Consider the following 15,109-nt stretch of genomic DNA (forward strand, 5'->3'; position numbering starts at 1 on the left):
ACTTATACGTAAAAGTTTTGAACATTTTCGTAAAAGAGTGACTAATATCACATTTTATGCGTATAACATTTATGATTTTATGATATGCTATGGCTATACCTATGGAACGAACGGTCGATAAAGGGATTAAAAATGAGCAAGTACAAGCAGGTCTATAATGAGATAAAGACCCAAATTAACAATGGCAGTTTAGCGCCATTGCAAGAGCTCCCGAGTGAAAATGAACTCATGCAAAACTATGGTTTTTCCAAAGACACTATTCGAAAAGCACTTTCTCTACTTGAAATTGATGGCTATATTCAAAAGCAACAAGGCCGAAATTCGATTGTCTTAGAGCATGACTTATCTAAGCCACAAATGCTTTCTGAAATTAAAACCGTTAGCGAATTAAATAGTGCCTCAACACACCACGTAAAAACGACATTAACCAGTTTGTATATTGTGCAAGGTGAAGAAGAGCTGATGCATATTTTTAATGTCGATGATCAGATCGATTTCTACCGCATTGCTCGTCTCCGTGAAATTGATGGTGAAGCGGTTGAATATGAGGTTTCTTATTTTGATCGCCGCATCGTGCCTTTTATTAGCCGAGAAATAGCAGAACACTCTATTTATCACTATTTAGAAAACGAATTAAAATTAAAAATTAGTCACTCACAACGAAAAATTGTCTTTCGTTATGCAAATGAAGAAGAAAAAAATGCGATCGATCTTGGTGAGTATGACATGGTTGTGAATGTAACGAGTACCACTTATTTGGCAGATGGTCGACCGTTTCAATATGGGAGTATTAGCTATCGACCAGATAAAATTGCATTTACATCAACAGCAAAACGACATGTCTAGTTTTTTGTAAATGATAGGTTGTTATTTAAAATTCATAAAAAAAGTGCGGTCATTTTTAACCGCACTTTTTATTTAAGCTATTTTAACCAAAATTGTCCTTTGAAAATTTTTCCTAATGTCATCAGCACTAAACCGCTCATCATCAAGTTAGCAAAGATAAATGCACCGTTTGCCAAGCCACTCAATACATTATGATGAACAAAAGAAACAGCCCCATTTGCTAAAGAAGCTAATCCGAATGAAAAAGCCCAGAAGCCAATATTAAGCCCTTTTTCACTAATCCAAGGGAACAGGCGAATTAAAAAGAACATTTGTAAAAAACCGTATCCCCATAAGAGTTTAACGAAAAGATCGATCTCTCCTCCATTAAGCGATAAGTAAGCCGACGAGCCCACAAATGCTGGGGCGAGAATGATCCCCATGGTTGGACGAAATTGTGGTTCAATCTGCAACACGCGCAAACGTTGGAATAATACCGGTTCATAAATAATCCAAGCAATCATCCCTGCACCTAAGAACAAATAGCCTAAATCGTGATAGCCTAACAAGGCCAATGATGAGGCACTTGTAAAGTTAGTCGCGACAGATGGCAAATAAAACGGTGGCAGTGTCGATTTTTCTTCAAATGTGCCATCTTTCCATAATGCACTAATACGTACTGAAGCAAACAACAATTGTCCAATTGTTCCAATCCAAATTAATCCCTCACCAATGAGAGGAAACCAACGATATAGAACATCCCCGCTTAACATGGTTGTAATCGGTATTAAGGCGATAAACGAAAAACGTATCGGACAGCAATATTCATCTCGCACTTCGTGAGAAAAATAAATCATTTTATAAATATAGAGCAAGATGAAAAGTGCCCATACTGAAACAGCCGTTATACCAATAATATCACTCACATTTCGAGAAAAAGAGAGCGTATCGCCCATATGCAACCAAGCTAAAGATAAGGCGCTTAAACCTAATGGAATCGCAAAATACCCTGTTGGTAATGGAAATGGTCGTTTATCAGTCATTATTATTCTCCTAAAAATTGATACCTTATTAGATTACCTATAAATGCATAAATATTGATGTGGATTTATCTCAAAAACTAGAATAAAAATCTCATTTCTCTAAATAAAAGAAAGGGCTAAAAACATTAGCCCTAAATTGAATTAATATATTGTAATTATTTGCAGATCACTTCTAACCCGCCCATGTAAGGACGTAATACTTCAGGCACCGTAATTGAGCCGTCTGCATTTTGATAGTTCTCAAGTACGGCCACTAATGTACGGCCTACCGCTAGACCAGAACCGTTTAATGTGTGCACCAAGCGAGTTTTCTTATCACCTTTTGCTTTGCAACGTGCTTGCATACGACGCGCTTGGAAATCCCACATATTTGAGCAAGAAGAAATCTCACGGTAAGTATCTTGTGCAGGCACCCATACTTCTAAGTCGTAAGTTTTGCAAGAACCAAAGCCCATATCACCAGTACAAAGCAAGACTTTACGATATGGTAGATTTAAAAGTTGTAATACTTTTTCTGCATGGCCTGTTAATTCTTCAAGCGCTTCCATAGATTTATCTGGATCTACGATTTGTACCATTTCCACTTTATCGAACTGGTGCATACGAATTAAACCACGGGTATCACGACCATAAGATCCCGCTTCAGAACGGAAACATGGTGTATGTGCGGTCATTTTGATTGGCAATTCTGCTTCATCAATAATCACATCACGTACAAGGTTGGTCACCGGCACTTCCGCTGTCGGAATTAATGCGTAAGGTTGTTCGCCTTCTAGCGCCAAAGTATGGAATAAATCTTCACCGAATTTAGGTAATTGACCTGTACCATAAAGGGTCGCATGGTTAACTAAATAAGGCACATAAGTTTCTAAATAGCCATGTTGTTCGGTATGAAGATCTAACATAAATTGCGCTAATGCACGATGCATTTTAGCAATTTGACCTTTCATCACCGCAAAGCGTGCACCCGCTAATTTAGCCCCTGCGGCAAAATCTAAGCCATTTGCCTCTTCACCTAATGACACGTGATCTTTGATCTCAAAATCAAAGGTACGCGGTGTACCCCAACGTAAAATTTCTTTATTTTCAGTGTCATCTTTACCTAATGGAACTTCATCCGCGGGGATGTTTGGAATGCTTAACGCGATTTGATTGATTTCTGCTAATACGGCATCAAGTTGGGACTTCGCTTCGTTAAGCTGTTCACCCATGTTATCTACTTCAGCCAATAATGGTGCAATGTCTTCACCACGTGCTTTTGCCGCACCAATGGCTTTGGAATGCGCGTTACGTTCTGCTTGTAATGTTTCAGTTTTTACTTGTAAATCTTTGCGTTGTTCTTCTAATGCGGTAAGTTTTTCCGTATCAAGAATAAAGTTACGTTTTACTTTTAATTTCTCTGCTACTTCAGCCAGATTATTACGGAGTAAATTTGGATCGATCATTGGAATTCCCTATTTTTCATTATGAAACAGATACCTTTATTCTAGCGTGCTTTGAGCAAATAAACCAGTTAAAACCCTGATTTTTCTTTTATTAATCTCGTCAAAAACATCCCATTTTATGACCGCACTTTGCCATGATTTAATTTTGTGATCTCTGTCAAATTCTGAGAATGAGACACTAGAAACAGCAAAAAAAAGTTCTATAATGAAAATGAACGTTAACCAAGAGGAGTAACCTATGTTTCCTGAATTTCGCGATTTAATTACTAATCTCAAAAATAAAGATGCTTATTTCGATCGCTTGTTTGAAAAGCACAATGCATTAGACCAAGAGATCAAAAATAAGATTGATAACATAGAACTCGCTACTCATACGGAAATTGAGAACTTGAAAAAAGAAAAATTACGGATTAAAGACGAGCTCTATCAATACTTGAAAAAGAAAGCAGCTGAGTAATTGGTTTAATGTGAAGACAAAGTGCGGTGAAATTTACCGCACTTTTTTGTCTTAAGACGTTTTGCTTTTTTGAGTGCCCAGATAAATCGCCACTAATGTCAGCACTGCCCCCGCCCATTGCCAATGATTAATTGGTTTATCCAATCCAAAATAATCAATTACGAGCGCTACCACGGGTTCAGAAAGCAGTAATAAGCCGGTTAAGCCCAATGATAAATAAGGAATCGTATAAGCAATCATACCCCAGGCTACACATTGCATCACCGCGCCATAAATGAAGACTAATCCCCAATCGGTGAAAGTGGTGGGATAAAGATTATCGGGATTAAAAATCAACGAAGGAATAATTAAGACAAGCGCACCACTTAAACTCAAAATAAACATGAGTGAGAATAAAGCCGTTGGTTCTTCTTCATGCACTTTTTTAATCATAACCATGGAGGCTGCAAGAAAGCCAGCAGAAATGAGCCCGATGATAATGCCGTACATGCCATCAAAATTATGTTGTAGCTCTTCCCCTGAGATTAAAACAACGCCAGCAACCGCTAAAAAAAGGCTTAACATTTGTAGTTTAGTTTGCCGTTCACCAAAGAAAAAATAGCCAATTGCTGCCAAAAAGAAAATCTGTAAGCTATTCAGCAACGTTGAAATACCCGGTCCTACCGCATATACACTTTCATGCCAAAAGGATAAATCAAAAGCTAAAAAGATGCCGGCTAATGCGGCATACATCATCGCTTTACGGCTTTTCGGAAAACGCTGTCTTTTTAATTTCATTAAGAACCAGAAAATAAAAGAAGCAATGAGTAAGCGCCAAAATGCGATAGCATAGCCACCCACTGGCACAAACTTAACAATCAGGCTTCCTAAACCAAATAGCACGCAGCCCACGACTAACATCGGGGCGGCGTAAGATTTTATTTTATCCATTAAATAAACATCGCCCAAACAGCCAAACTCGCTGCCATAAAGAACAAAATGAGCAAGCTGTTATAACTGAGTTTCCATTTATTCACACTATGTAAAAGCAGAATACCTGCCATCACTAAGTGAAGCAGGAAATAAATGCCGTAGGCAAAAACACCGTCAAAACTGACCGCACTTACACCTTGATAAATAATAAAAATCAGTACTGCCAAGGCATTTAGCGCAAGCAATAAAATCATCAATAATGGCAGTAGTGCAATAAAACCTTGTAAACGGTTACGAGAAACGGACAAACATAAATTCGCTAACAATACGCCCATCACCGCTTGTGCCAATGGATTATATTGCACGAAATTTGGTGTTGGATTGCCGAAGAAAATCATCAAATACGCAATCACACCCAATCCACTTACCAACGATGCCATTAAGAGAAAACCACGGCGAGCGACTTCATCCTTAGGTTGTTTCCATACTGCATATACAGCAGATAATCCACATAAACTGACAATATCAGTCATCATATAATAATGTGGGGAGGCTAAGCTCATTCCAAGCCAAACTAACCAATAAAGTGCAAAACAGACATTTGCTTTGATTAAACGTCCGCGCTGTCCTGGGCAAATTTCGCCTTTAATAAACGCAACCAAACAAAGTAACTGAGCAATCAGCACACCAAAGGCTAAATGAGGAATCTGTTTTTCAGCAGATTGCAAAGACTCTGCAAAAAATTCAATAATTAATAGCAACCCAATTGGCAAGAGAGCAAGAAATGCGGCTAAGGGTTTGGATTGTTCTTCTGACATAAGATTCTCGATTAGAAAAAGAAGGCGTCATTATGCCAAAATTTACAGCTTTTTTTAATGGCTTTCGTGCATTTTGACTCATTCCCTTTTAAAATAAGCAAAATGATAACCGCACTTTAGGAACCACAAAAAAATGCTATTAAGCGTACTTTATATTATTGGAATAACTGCCGAAGGAATTACCGGCGCATTAGCCGCTGGACGAGAAAAAATGGATATTTTCGGGGTCATTATTATCGCCTGTGTAACGGCGATTGGTGGCGGTTCGGTACGCGATGTCTTACTTGGACACTACCCACTTGGCTGGGTTAAACATCCTGAATATTTCATTATGGTGGCCGGTGCAGCTGTATTAACCGTTTTTATCGCGCCCTTCATCAAACATTTTATGCGCTACTTCCGCACGATTTTCTTGGTATTAGATGCCTTAGGATTAATCGTGTATTCCATTATTGGTGCACAAATTGCCATTGATATGGGTTATGGCTTCACCGTGACATCCATTGCGGCAACCGTGACCGGTGCATTTGGTGGTGTATTACGTGATTTACTGTGTAACCGCATTCCCCTTGTGTTCCAAAAAGAACTTTACGCCAGCGTATCATTCTTCTCTGCCGCTATGTATATGGCATTACAACACATTCAAGTAGAACACACGCTTTCAATTTTACTCACGTTATTCAGTGGTTTTGCATTACGTTTACTTGCTGTTCGATTCGGTTGGGGATTACCGGTTTTCGATTTCCAAGAGCAAGAAGAGGAAACTCATGATAAATTACCGAAGAAAACGAAATAATTAAAAGGAATAATTATGTTAGAACAAATGGGCAAACAGGCCAAATATGCGGCCTTTATTTTAGCACAGTTAAACACCACTGAAAAAAATCATGCGCTCAGTATCATTGCGGAACAATTAGAACAACAAGCGGATCGTATTCTTGCTGCAAACCAAAAAGATATTGAAATCGCGAAACAAAATGGTTTATCTGAAGCCTTAATTGACCGCCTCTTATTAACCAAAGATCGCCTAAAAGGCATTGCAAATGATGTGCGCCATGTGATTTCGCTTGCGGATCCAGTGGGAAAAATTATTGATGGGGGCACCTTAGATAGCGGATTAAAAATCGAGCGAGTTCGTACACCGCTTGGCGTAATTGGTACCATTTACGAAGCTCGTCCAAATGTCACTATTGATGTGGCAAGCCTTTGCTTAAAAACCGGTAATGCCGTGATTTTACGTGGTGGAAAAGAAACACAACATTCCAACCAAATTTTAGTGGAAGTGGTACAAAATGCCCTTGAACAAGTAGGATTACCACGCCATGCAGTCCAAGCCATTACCGATCCGAATCGTGAGCTTGTAATGCAACTACTTAAATTGGATCGCTATGTAGATATGATTATTCCTCGTGGCGGTGCTGGTTTACATGAGCTTTGTAAACAACATTCTACCATTCCAGTGATTGTTGGTGGTGTGGGGGTTTGTCATCTTTTTGTGGAAGAAAGTGCTGACCAAGAAAAAGCCCTTGCGGTGATTGCGAATGCAAAATGCCAACGTCCAAGCACATGTAATACGTTAGAAACGCTTTTAGTTCAACGTTCAATTGCAGAAACCTTCCTGCCAAAACTCACGAAATATTTAGCTGAGAAAAAAGTAAAATTCCATGCAAAATCGACCGCACTTTCGATTCTTCAAGCTGCAAATGTCGATGTGCAAGAAGTGACCGAACAAGCGCTACGCCAAGAATGGGGCTCACTCGATCTCAATGTCGTGGTGGTTGAAGATATGGATGCGGCAATTGCTCACATTCGTGAATATGGTACACAACATTCAGAAAGTATCTTGACGGAAAACCAACGATTAGCCACACAATTTATCAATCAAGTAGATGCGGCAGCCGTGTATGTTAATGCAAGTACTCGATTCACCGATGGCGGACAATTTGGTTTAGGTGCAGAAGTGGCGGTAAGTACCCAAAAACTTCACGCACGTGGCCCAATGGGATTAGAAGCCTTAACCAGTTATAAATGGGTCTGTGTCGGCGATTACACTTCTCGTAAATAATCTATTTCGCCCATAAAAAAACCGCACCTTGAAACAATCAAAGTGCGGTTATTTTTTATCTCGTTTTTAGTGTTTGCCAAATAATTTCATCGCGGGTAATACAATCGCACAAGCAATCGCGCCTACGATCACACCCACGACTAACGTCGCTACATTACCTAATAAGCCATCAGCTAATTGATAATCAGCGAGCAAATGATGAATGAAATCCACATTATGCACAAAAATACCGCCACCGACTAAGAACATCGCAAGCGTACCGATAAAACTAAGTGAACGCATAAATTTTGGCATAATCACTAAAATTGCATTCCCGATTGACTTCGCCACACCACCTTTTTTGATAAGATATAAACCGAAATCATCCGCTCTAACAATCAATGCGACCAAGCCATAAACAAAAATAGTAATTCCGATACCCACTATCGAAAGAGAAATGATGCGAGTCAGCAAGCTCGCTTCGGTTAATTCACCCAATGCAATAATGATAATTTCAGCGGAAAGAATAAAATCGGTACGAATTGCCCCTTTAATTTTAGCGGCTTCATTAAAGGTTGTTTTTTCTTCGTGCTCTTCATGAGCAATAAATTTATGTAGAATTTTCTCTACACCTTCAAAACATAAATATGCCCCACCAATCATCAGAAGTGGCACGATCAACCAAGGTAAAAATGCAGAAAGCAGTAAAGCAATTGGAATTAAAATGACTTTATTGACTAACGATCCTTTGGTTACTGCCCAAACAATGGGTAATTCACGATCGGAAGATGCCCCTGTTACCTGATTAGCATTTAAGGCTAAGTCATCACCTACTACACCAACGGTTTTCTTGGCTGCTATTTTGGTCATCAAGGCGACATCATCAAGAATCGATGCAATGTCATCAATAAGAGTAAAAAGAGAGCTAAACGCCATATTTTTTCCTTTATAAAGTTAAAATTTAGAGAAACGAGTTTTAAACTGGTCGAATGCTTTCAACATCCAACTTCGCATCAAACTCTTTTTGTAATAAAAGTAGTTTTTTATCTTGCTGTAAATCCGTACGCGCCTGTTCACGCAACTCCTGATAAACTTTTTTACGGTAATCCATTGGTGTTAAAACATCGGAATCTTCAACAAAAATCGACAATTTGACTGGTTTTTCATATAAACGTTCAAGATGTTCCACTAAATTTTTAATATTTCGATCTTGTTTTAAATGGGCTTTTTCAGAATGAAGCCCGAGTTGAATTTCATCTTCTGTTTGCGACTTAATAAAGCAATTTAATGCCAACTCTTTTGAAAAGCCAACCACGCCAGAGCGTTCAACAATATCCGTCCAAGGATCTTGTTTTTGCGTAATTTGAATAATTTTCTCACGCAATTCTGGTGTCACATCTTTCAACATCGCCTGTTTAATATCAGAAGGACGCACACCACTATCTACTTTGGCTAAATCCGGATTACTCCACTCCCAACGGTAGGTTTCCGCATCGAGAATTTCTTGCTCTTCCGCATCCATTTCAGCATTGTCATCAATGGTATTTTCAACCGTCTCAATACCTTGCTTTAACTCGTCAGCTTGTTGAGTCATTGGATTTGGTACCGCGGCTTTCGTTTGCGCAGCTTTCGGTGGTGTCATCTCTCGCACAGGAAGTGCGGTCATTTTTGGCGAATTTTTTTGCTCATCTAACTCTTGGAGGTGATGCAAGGTTTCTTCCACTGCGGCTTGCTGTTCATCATGATGATGCTGGCGCTCTGATTGCTCAATTTTCGTTAATTGATTCAATGCCTCTAGCGCAGCAAGGCTGGCTAAATTCAATGAAGATGAGGTTTGAGTGGAAATAGGTTGAGAAGGTGAAGAATGCACAGCCGCTGATTGAACCATTGGCTTTTGCACTTGTGCAGAATAATTTGCTTTGATGTTTTGCGACAGCACCGGCATATCCACATAACCAGAAACAGGCTGATTTTCAACCGCACTTTTCTGTGTATTTTGTTCAGGGAATAGCCCGCCTTGTTTAGGCGTTTGTACTGCCGTAAGGAACTTTGGGTGGAATGCCAATGCCCTCAATAATGTCATTTCTGCACCAATTCGACGATTTGGTGCGGTGGCCAATTCTTTTCGACCCGATACAATCACTTGATAGAAAAATTGTACGTCTTCGGGTGAAATATGTTTGGCTAGAAAACCTAAGTGATCGTTTTCATCAGTGGCATTTTTAGCAAGTAACTGCATTAACGCAATTTGATGTAATTTCTCGGCTGTTTCTGCCAATAATTCATCCCAATCGCCCGCTTTTTCTGCCACCGTTTGAATGGTTTTCATTAAACGCTCACCGTTACCTTGATGTAAGGCGTAAATGATTTCAATCGGCTGATCTTCATCTAACAGCCCAAGCATGGTATTCACCACATCGGTGGACACTTTACCATTGCCCATGGCAATGGCTTGATCCGTTAAACTTAAGCTATCACGAATACTGCCCTGTGCAGCTTTGGCTAATTTATCTAATGCAGGCGCATCAAAAGGAATATTTTCTGCCGTAAGCACGCGATTAAGATGCGCTGAAATTTGCGGTTCATCTAATGCTTTGAGATGAAATTGCATACAACGGGATAAAATCGTAATCGGTAATTTTTGAGGATCCGTTGTAGCGAGTAGGAATTTCACATATTCAGGCGGCTCTTCCAAGGTTTTTAATAACGCATTGAAAGAATGGCGAGAAAGCATATGGACTTCATCGATAAGATAGACTTTATAACGCCCCACTACCGGCTTATATTGCACATTGTCTAATAGCTCACGGGTATCTTCTACTTTAGTACGAGAAGCCGCATCGATTTCAATTAAATCAATAAAGTTGCCCGCTTCGATCGCTTTACAGTTTTCACATTCACCGCAAGGATCGGCAGTAATACCGTTTACACAATTCAAGCCTTTCGCAAATAAACGAGCAATGGAGGTTTTACCCACGCCACGGGTGCCGGAAAATAAATAAGCATGATGTAAACGGTTTTCTTTTAAACCGTTTTCCAAAGCAGTGAGCACATGGCTTTGCCCCACTACTTCAGAAAAGTTTTTTGGTCGCCATTTTCTGGCTAAAACTTGGTAGCTCATCGCATCCCTTTAAAAATTAATGGCCTTCAAAATTCACTAGGGTGTAGCAATCAATGCCTAAATCACGTAAGCGTTTTTCGCCCCCTAATTCTGGCAAATTAATCACAAAGGCAGCATGTTTCACTTCACCACCTAAACGTTGAACTAATTTCACGGTAGCTTCAACTGTTCCACCCGTTGCCAACAAGTCATCAATGATTAACACGTTATCGCCTTGTGAAATGGCATCCGTGTGCAATTCAAGGGTGTCTTGACCGTATTCTAATTGATAAGACTGTGCAATCACTTCACGAGGTAATTTGCCCGGTTTACGAACAGGGATAAATGGCAAGCCTAATGCTAATGCAACTGGCGCACCAAAAATAAATCCACGAGACTCGGTACCAATTACTTTTGTGAGACCTTTATCTTTATACTTTTCAACGATCAAATCGATTGTTGCCTTGAAAGCCGCAGGCACTTCAAGCAAGCTCGTGATATCACGGAAAATGATGCCTTCTTTTGGATGATTTGGGATAGATTTGATAGAAGATTTGATTAATTCAAGTTGTTTGTTCATAAATAATTGCTCAAAAAAGAGTAAGAAAAAATCCTGTTTTTAGGCTCGCATTCTAGCATAGAAAAATGCAAAAGTGCGGTGAATTTTGACCGCACTTTTGTAAATAAAATGAATTAATCTGGGTAAATATCTTCCCCGTCTTTTCGGGTACGAAGAAGCTGTAAAATCCAGACATATTGTTCGGGGGTTGGTGTAACAAAATATTCAATTTCCTCGTTCATCGCACGGGCTGATTGCTCAGGATCGTCGCTTAATTGCATCGGTGGGCGAATTTCCATTTCATACTTGCCACTCTTAGCGTTATAGCGTGGGAACATTGGAATAACCACCGCTTTTGCTAATTTCGCCATTTTGTTTAACCCAGGAAGCGTGGCTTTATAAGTGGCAAAGAAATCCACAAAGACACTTTGCTCGGCTCCAAAATCTTCATCAGGAAGATAATATCCCATTTGACCTTGTTTGATGTGTGCTAAAAACGGCTTAATACCATTTTGGCGAGCATGCATTTTCCCGCCAAAACGCTGACGCGCTAAAGTCCACAACCAGTCCACCAACGGATTTCGGTGAGGGTTATACATTGAAGTCATTGGCATGCCATGTGTATGCAAAATAATGCCAGAGGCATCAATCGCCCAACCATGTGGCACCATCAAAATGATGTTATGTCCTTCGGCTTTGGCTTGTTTGATATGCTCAAGGCCAATAAACTCGCTACGTTTTTGTAAATGTTTTTTTGAACGAATAGCAATCTCACCAATACCAAGCATCACTTGCGCGACGGTGACAAACATCTCTTCAATCACTTTGTTACGTTGCTCATCCGTCCAATCTGGAAAACAGAGTTTCAAATTAATCTCAGCACGAATGCGTGGCTTACCAATTTTTTTCGTCAGTGCACGCGCCAGTTTCTCAGCCATTTTATCTCGTAAACGAAATGGCACAAAAGCGAGTAACAAAAGCACAAAAATACCGAGCCAAATGCCCCAATTTTTCGGATGCAAATATGACCATGAAAAATGTGGTTCATAGCCTGTTCGTGCCGTAATACGTAATTTTTTCTGAGAGTCTGTCATAATCAATCGTTAAAAATGAAACCAACCTTGATCATACGCCATTTTTATCGTCATGATAAATGACATAATCACCACCATCGGTCTGATCAGTTGTTTGCCTTTTGCCATCACCATTTTAGCCCCTAAATTGGCACCTATCAGGCTTCCTGCCATCATGACTAACCCAACGGTCCAAATCACATGACCACCAATAAAGAAGAAAATTAATGAAGCAAAATTAGAGGTTAAATTCATCACTTTGGCATGCGCAGTCGCTTTAGTGAGGTTAAATCCAAGTAACGTCACACAAGCCAGATTCATTAATGAACCCGTCCCTGGTCCGAAAAAGCCGTCATAAAAACCCAGTAATGAACCAAAACATAACGCAAAAACAGCGTAAGAAATTCGTTGTTTACGATCACTTTCACCCAATTTAGGCGTAAATAAAAAGTATAAGCCGATCGCTAAAATGAGAAATGGAAGCCCTTTTTTAATTAATGATGCATCTAAATTTTGTATGAGTAACGTACCAATCACCGAGCCGATAAAAATCACCAGTAAGATGAAAGAAAACTCCGGTAAATTGACCGCTCTTTTACGCAGAAAGTAAATACTTGCCGACAATGCACCGCCGAATGCTTGTAATTTATTCGTGCCTAATGCCATTGCTGGTGGCATACCTGTCATTAATAAGGCAGGGATTGTAATTAAGCCTCCGCCACCCGCTATCGCATCAATAAATGCGGCAATAAAGGCAGCAGCAAAAAGCATGGCTAATATATCAATCCCCAACTCCATGATTTAACTCCTACTCTAACCATTCGCTACTATTTGGCGAACTCAACACTTGTTGGCACAAGAACGGTTCTGGCGGTGTCACTTTTGGTTTAGAAGAGCCTGAACCTGGTTTTGCCGGTTCAAACCAAGAATAAAGCTCATCGCCACATCCATCACCTGCGGGTACCGGTGCTTGATCTTCACAATAAGCGGCATCTTTAGGACAAGCGATACGCACGTGGAAATGTGAATCATGTCCAAACCATGGGCGAATTTTATGCAACCAAGCACGATCGTCTCCCGCAGTTTGACAAAGTTTTAATTTAATCGCGGGGTTCACAAAAATACGCGTGACTTTTGGATCTTGTGCTGCCAGTTTAATTAACGTGGCGTGATTGTTATTCCACACATTTTCATCAACACGTTGTGTTTGACGGTTTACAACAAGCAGGCCTTTTCCATCAGAATTTAACGCTTCACTGTCTGTCATAGTGCCCATACGCAACCAAATATCCGCATCTAATCCCATTTGATGGCTTGCATGTCCTGTTAAAAAGCGACCACCACCTGGCATAGCAATATCCCCAACTAACATCGTTGGTAAGCCTGCTGACTTCGCCTTTTGTCCAAGGCGTTGTAAGTAGGCAATCATATCCGGATGACCATAGTAGCGATTTTTATTCATACGAATCACTTGGTATCCCTCACCTTTATAAGGCAAAGGTTCAGCCCCGATAATACAACCATTCGAATAGCTACCAATTGGATTCGCTTTACCGTCTGTTGCTGGAATTGGACGTTTAATTCGTTGCCAGTCTTGTGGCGAGGCCATTGTTTGTAGCGAGAAAAAAACGCACCCTAAAACAACCGCACTTGAAAGTAATTTTGCTAAAGATCTACTCATAAAATTTCCTAAAACGAATCTTCTTATCTTTAATGAAAGAAAAATAAGCTTAATTTAAAAGAGTTATTTGCATTGCGCTTTAAAACGTAATAAATGATCGAGTAACACAATTGCGACCATGGCTTCTGCAATAGGGACTGCACGGATTCCCACACAAGGATCATGACGGCCTTTTGTCACCACTTCGACAGGATCACCCTCTAAATTAATAGAACGCCCTGGAATGGCAATACTAGATGTTGGTTTTAGAGCAATCGTTGTAATAATTGGCTGACCTGAGCTAATCCCCCCTAAAATACCGCCAGCATGGTTGCTTTCAAAACCATTTGGTGTCATTTCATCACGATGTTCACTTCCACGCTGTTCAACCACCGCAAAACCATCGCCAATTTCTACACCTTTAACGGCATTAATCCCCATTAACGCATGGGCTAAATCAGCATCAAGTCGATCAAAAACAGGCTCTCCTAAACCGACAGGAACATTCTCTGCAATCACGGTTAGTTTTGCCCCAATCGAATCGCCTTCTTTTTTCAATTCACGGATTAATTCATCAAATTTTTCGACCGCACTTTCATCCGGACAGAAAAATGGATTGCTATTCACTTTATCCCAATCAATTTTTCCTACAGTCTGCGGTGCAATCTTCACTTCGCCAATTTGACTCAAAAAGCCACGCACTTCAATGCCAAACTGCTCACGTAAATATTTCTTCGCAATAGCTCCCGCAGCTACACGCATGGCGGTTTCACGCGCAGAAGAGCGTCCACCACCGCGATAATCACGAATGCCGTATTTTTGCTGATAGGTAAAATCTGCATGTCCTGGACGGAAACGATCTTTAATATCACCATAATCTTGTGAACGTTGATCACCATTTTTAATGATCATTCCAATGCTGGTACCCGTTGTTTTACCTTCAAATACCCCAGATAAAATCTGTACTTCATCGTTTTCACGACGCGGTGTGGTATAGCGTGATGTACCGGGTTTACGACGATCTAAATCAGGTTGAATATCAGCTTCCGATAATTCAAGATTCGGTGGCACACCATCAACGATGCAGCCTAATGCAATACCATGTGATTCCCCAAAGGTTGTCACACGAAAAAGTTGTCCGATAGTATTCCCTGCCATATTTTCTCTCTTTAA

15 protein-coding genes are annotated in these 15,109 nt (G+C 40.1%); 4 read left to right on the forward strand and 11 right to left on the reverse strand.

All coding sequences use genetic code 11. The annotated features are described in order from the left end of the window. Positions 1-132 precede the first annotated feature (132 nt). On the forward strand, positions 133-846 hold the full coding sequence (locus tag HMPREF3263_RS05635) for a UTRA domain-containing protein (protein WP_032804129.1): 714 nt from the start codon (positions 133-135) through the stop codon (positions 844-846). 77 nt (positions 847-923) lie between these two features. On the opposite strand, the gene tehA is transcribed toward HMPREF3263_RS05635, so the two are convergent. Further along, entirely contained in the window at positions 924-1,868 is a 945-nt protein-coding gene (tehA, locus tag HMPREF3263_RS05640; protein ID WP_005698756.1) for a dicarboxylate transporter/tellurite-resistance protein TehA, read from the reverse strand. Between the two features lie 155 nt (positions 1,869-2,023). Beyond that, a complete protein-coding gene (gene serS, locus HMPREF3263_RS05645; RefSeq protein ID WP_005698735.1) occupies positions 2,024-3,313 on the reverse strand; it encodes a serine--tRNA ligase in 1,290 nt (429 codons plus the stop codon). 238 nt (positions 3,314-3,551) lie between these two features. Here serS and HMPREF3263_RS05650 point away from each other — a divergent pair, with 238 nt between their 5' ends. Then, entirely contained in the window at positions 3,552-3,770 is a 219-nt protein-coding gene (locus tag HMPREF3263_RS05650; RefSeq protein ID WP_005698801.1) for an HP1242/YdcH family protein, read from the forward strand. Positions 3,771-3,821: 51 nt separating this feature from the next. Here HMPREF3263_RS05650 and HMPREF3263_RS05655 read toward each other — a convergent pair whose 3' ends face one another. Both HMPREF3263_RS05655 and HMPREF3263_RS05660 read right to left on the reverse strand, forming a co-directional pair. After that, positions 3,822-4,700: a DMT family transporter gene (locus tag HMPREF3263_RS05655; protein ID WP_005698797.1), complete on the reverse strand. Its 879-nt coding sequence runs from the start codon at positions 4,698-4,700 to the stop codon at positions 3,822-3,824. Then, complete coding sequence (locus HMPREF3263_RS05660; protein ID WP_070853080.1) at positions 4,700-5,500, reverse strand: hypothetical protein; 801 nt, start codon at positions 5,498-5,500, stop codon at positions 4,700-4,702. Before HMPREF3263_RS05660 ends, HMPREF3263_RS05655 begins: the two co-directional genes overlap by 1 nt. Before the next feature lie 133 nt (positions 5,501-5,633). On the opposite strand from HMPREF3263_RS05660, the gene HMPREF3263_RS05665 reads away from it, so the two are divergent. Next, a complete protein-coding gene (locus tag HMPREF3263_RS05665) occupies positions 5,634-6,296 on the forward strand; it encodes a trimeric intracellular cation channel family protein (RefSeq protein ID WP_005698795.1) in 663 nt (220 codons plus the stop codon). A gap of 15 nt (positions 6,297-6,311) precedes the next feature. Then, positions 6,312-7,565 (forward strand): glutamate-5-semialdehyde dehydrogenase, encoded by a 1,254-nt coding sequence (proA, locus tag HMPREF3263_RS05670; RefSeq protein ID WP_070853081.1) that lies wholly within the window; start codon positions 6,312-6,314, stop codon positions 7,563-7,565. Positions 7,566-7,631: 66 nt separating this feature from the next. Here proA and HMPREF3263_RS05675 read toward each other — a convergent pair whose 3' ends face one another. The 7 genes from HMPREF3263_RS05675 to aroC all read right to left on the reverse strand — a co-directional run bounded on the left by HMPREF3263_RS05675 (position 7,632) and on the right by aroC (position 15,094). Continuing rightward, positions 7,632-8,480, reverse strand: a complete 849-nt coding sequence (locus HMPREF3263_RS05675; RefSeq protein WP_005695749.1) for a DUF808 domain-containing protein — start codon at positions 8,478-8,480, stop codon at positions 7,632-7,634. 40 nt (positions 8,481-8,520) lie between these two features. Then, positions 8,521-10,665 (reverse strand): DNA polymerase III subunit gamma/tau, encoded by a 2,145-nt coding sequence (dnaX, locus tag HMPREF3263_RS05680; RefSeq protein WP_049371265.1) that lies wholly within the window; start codon positions 10,663-10,665, stop codon positions 8,521-8,523. Positions 10,666-10,681: 16 nt separating this feature from the next. Beyond that, a complete protein-coding gene (gene apt, locus HMPREF3263_RS05685; RefSeq protein ID WP_049371266.1) occupies positions 10,682-11,224 on the reverse strand; it encodes an adenine phosphoribosyltransferase in 543 nt (180 codons plus the stop codon). Between the two features lie 113 nt (positions 11,225-11,337). Continuing rightward, positions 11,338-12,297: a lauroyl-Kdo(2)-lipid IV(A) myristoyltransferase gene (gene lpxM / locus HMPREF3263_RS05690; RefSeq protein WP_049371267.1), complete on the reverse strand. Its 960-nt coding sequence runs from the start codon at positions 12,295-12,297 to the stop codon at positions 11,338-11,340. Between the two features lie 9 nt (positions 12,298-12,306). Then, entirely contained in the window at positions 12,307-13,074 is a 768-nt protein-coding gene (locus tag HMPREF3263_RS05695; protein WP_049371268.1) for a TSUP family transporter, read from the reverse strand. Positions 13,075-13,084: 10 nt separating this feature from the next. Continuing rightward, the gene (gene mepA, locus HMPREF3263_RS05700; RefSeq protein WP_049371269.1) at positions 13,085-13,957 is read right to left on the reverse strand and encodes a penicillin-insensitive murein endopeptidase; all 873 of its coding nucleotides are present in this window, start codon (positions 13,955-13,957) and stop codon (positions 13,085-13,087) included. Positions 13,958-14,020: 63 nt separating this feature from the next. Further along, on the reverse strand, positions 14,021-15,094 hold the full coding sequence (gene aroC / locus HMPREF3263_RS05705) for a chorismate synthase (protein WP_049371270.1): 1,074 nt from the start codon (positions 15,092-15,094) through the stop codon (positions 14,021-14,023). Positions 15,095-15,109: the final 15 nt, after the last annotated feature.

The organism is Haemophilus sp. HMSC61B11 (genome assembly GCF_001838615.1).
Taxonomy (GTDB): Bacteria; Pseudomonadota; Gammaproteobacteria; order Enterobacterales; family Pasteurellaceae; genus Haemophilus_D; species Haemophilus_D parainfluenzae_AD.

What these genes read in the sequence shown, in the direction of transcription:
- HMPREF3263_RS05675 (WP_005695749.1), bottom strand. Translation starts at nt 8,480, where the DNA reads ATGGCGTTTAGCTCTCTTTTTACTCTTATTGATGACATTGCATCGATT.
- HMPREF3263_RS05660 (WP_070853080.1), bottom strand. Translation starts at nt 5,500, where the DNA reads ATGTCAGAAGAACAATCCAAACCCTTAGCCGCATTTCTTGCTCTCTTG.
- apt (WP_049371266.1), bottom strand. Translation starts at nt 11,224, where the DNA reads ATGAACAAACAACTTGAATTAATCAAATCTTCTATCAAATCTATCCCA.
- serS (WP_005698735.1), bottom strand. Translation starts at nt 3,313, where the DNA reads ATGATCGATCCAAATTTACTCCGTAATAATCTGGCTGAAGTAGCAGAG.
- HMPREF3263_RS05695 (WP_049371268.1), bottom strand. Translation starts at nt 13,074, where the DNA reads ATGGAGTTGGGGATTGATATATTAGCCATGCTTTTTGCTGCTGCCTTT.
- HMPREF3263_RS05665 (WP_005698795.1), top strand. Translation starts at nt 5,634, where the DNA reads ATGCTATTAAGCGTACTTTATATTATTGGAATAACTGCCGAAGGAATT.
- dnaX (WP_049371265.1), bottom strand. Translation starts at nt 10,665, where the DNA reads ATGAGCTACCAAGTTTTAGCCAGAAAATGGCGACCAAAAAACTTTTCT.
- HMPREF3263_RS05650 (WP_005698801.1), top strand. Translation starts at nt 3,552, where the DNA reads ATGTTTCCTGAATTTCGCGATTTAATTACTAATCTCAAAAATAAAGAT.
- HMPREF3263_RS05635 (WP_032804129.1), top strand. Translation starts at nt 133, where the DNA reads ATGAGCAAGTACAAGCAGGTCTATAATGAGATAAAGACCCAAATTAAC.
- tehA (WP_005698756.1), bottom strand. Translation starts at nt 1,868, where the DNA reads ATGACTGATAAACGACCATTTCCATTACCAACAGGGTATTTTGCGATT.
- aroC (WP_049371270.1), bottom strand. Translation starts at nt 15,094, where the DNA reads ATGGCAGGGAATACTATCGGACAACTTTTTCGTGTGACAACCTTTGGG.
- lpxM (WP_049371267.1), bottom strand. Translation starts at nt 12,297, where the DNA reads ATGACAGACTCTCAGAAAAAATTACGTATTACGGCACGAACAGGCTAT.
- mepA (WP_049371269.1), bottom strand. Translation starts at nt 13,957, where the DNA reads ATGAGTAGATCTTTAGCAAAATTACTTTCAAGTGCGGTTGTTTTAGGG.
- HMPREF3263_RS05655 (WP_005698797.1), bottom strand. Translation starts at nt 4,700, where the DNA reads ATGGATAAAATAAAATCTTACGCCGCCCCGATGTTAGTCGTGGGCTGC.
- proA (WP_070853081.1), top strand. Translation starts at nt 6,312, where the DNA reads ATGTTAGAACAAATGGGCAAACAGGCCAAATATGCGGCCTTTATTTTA.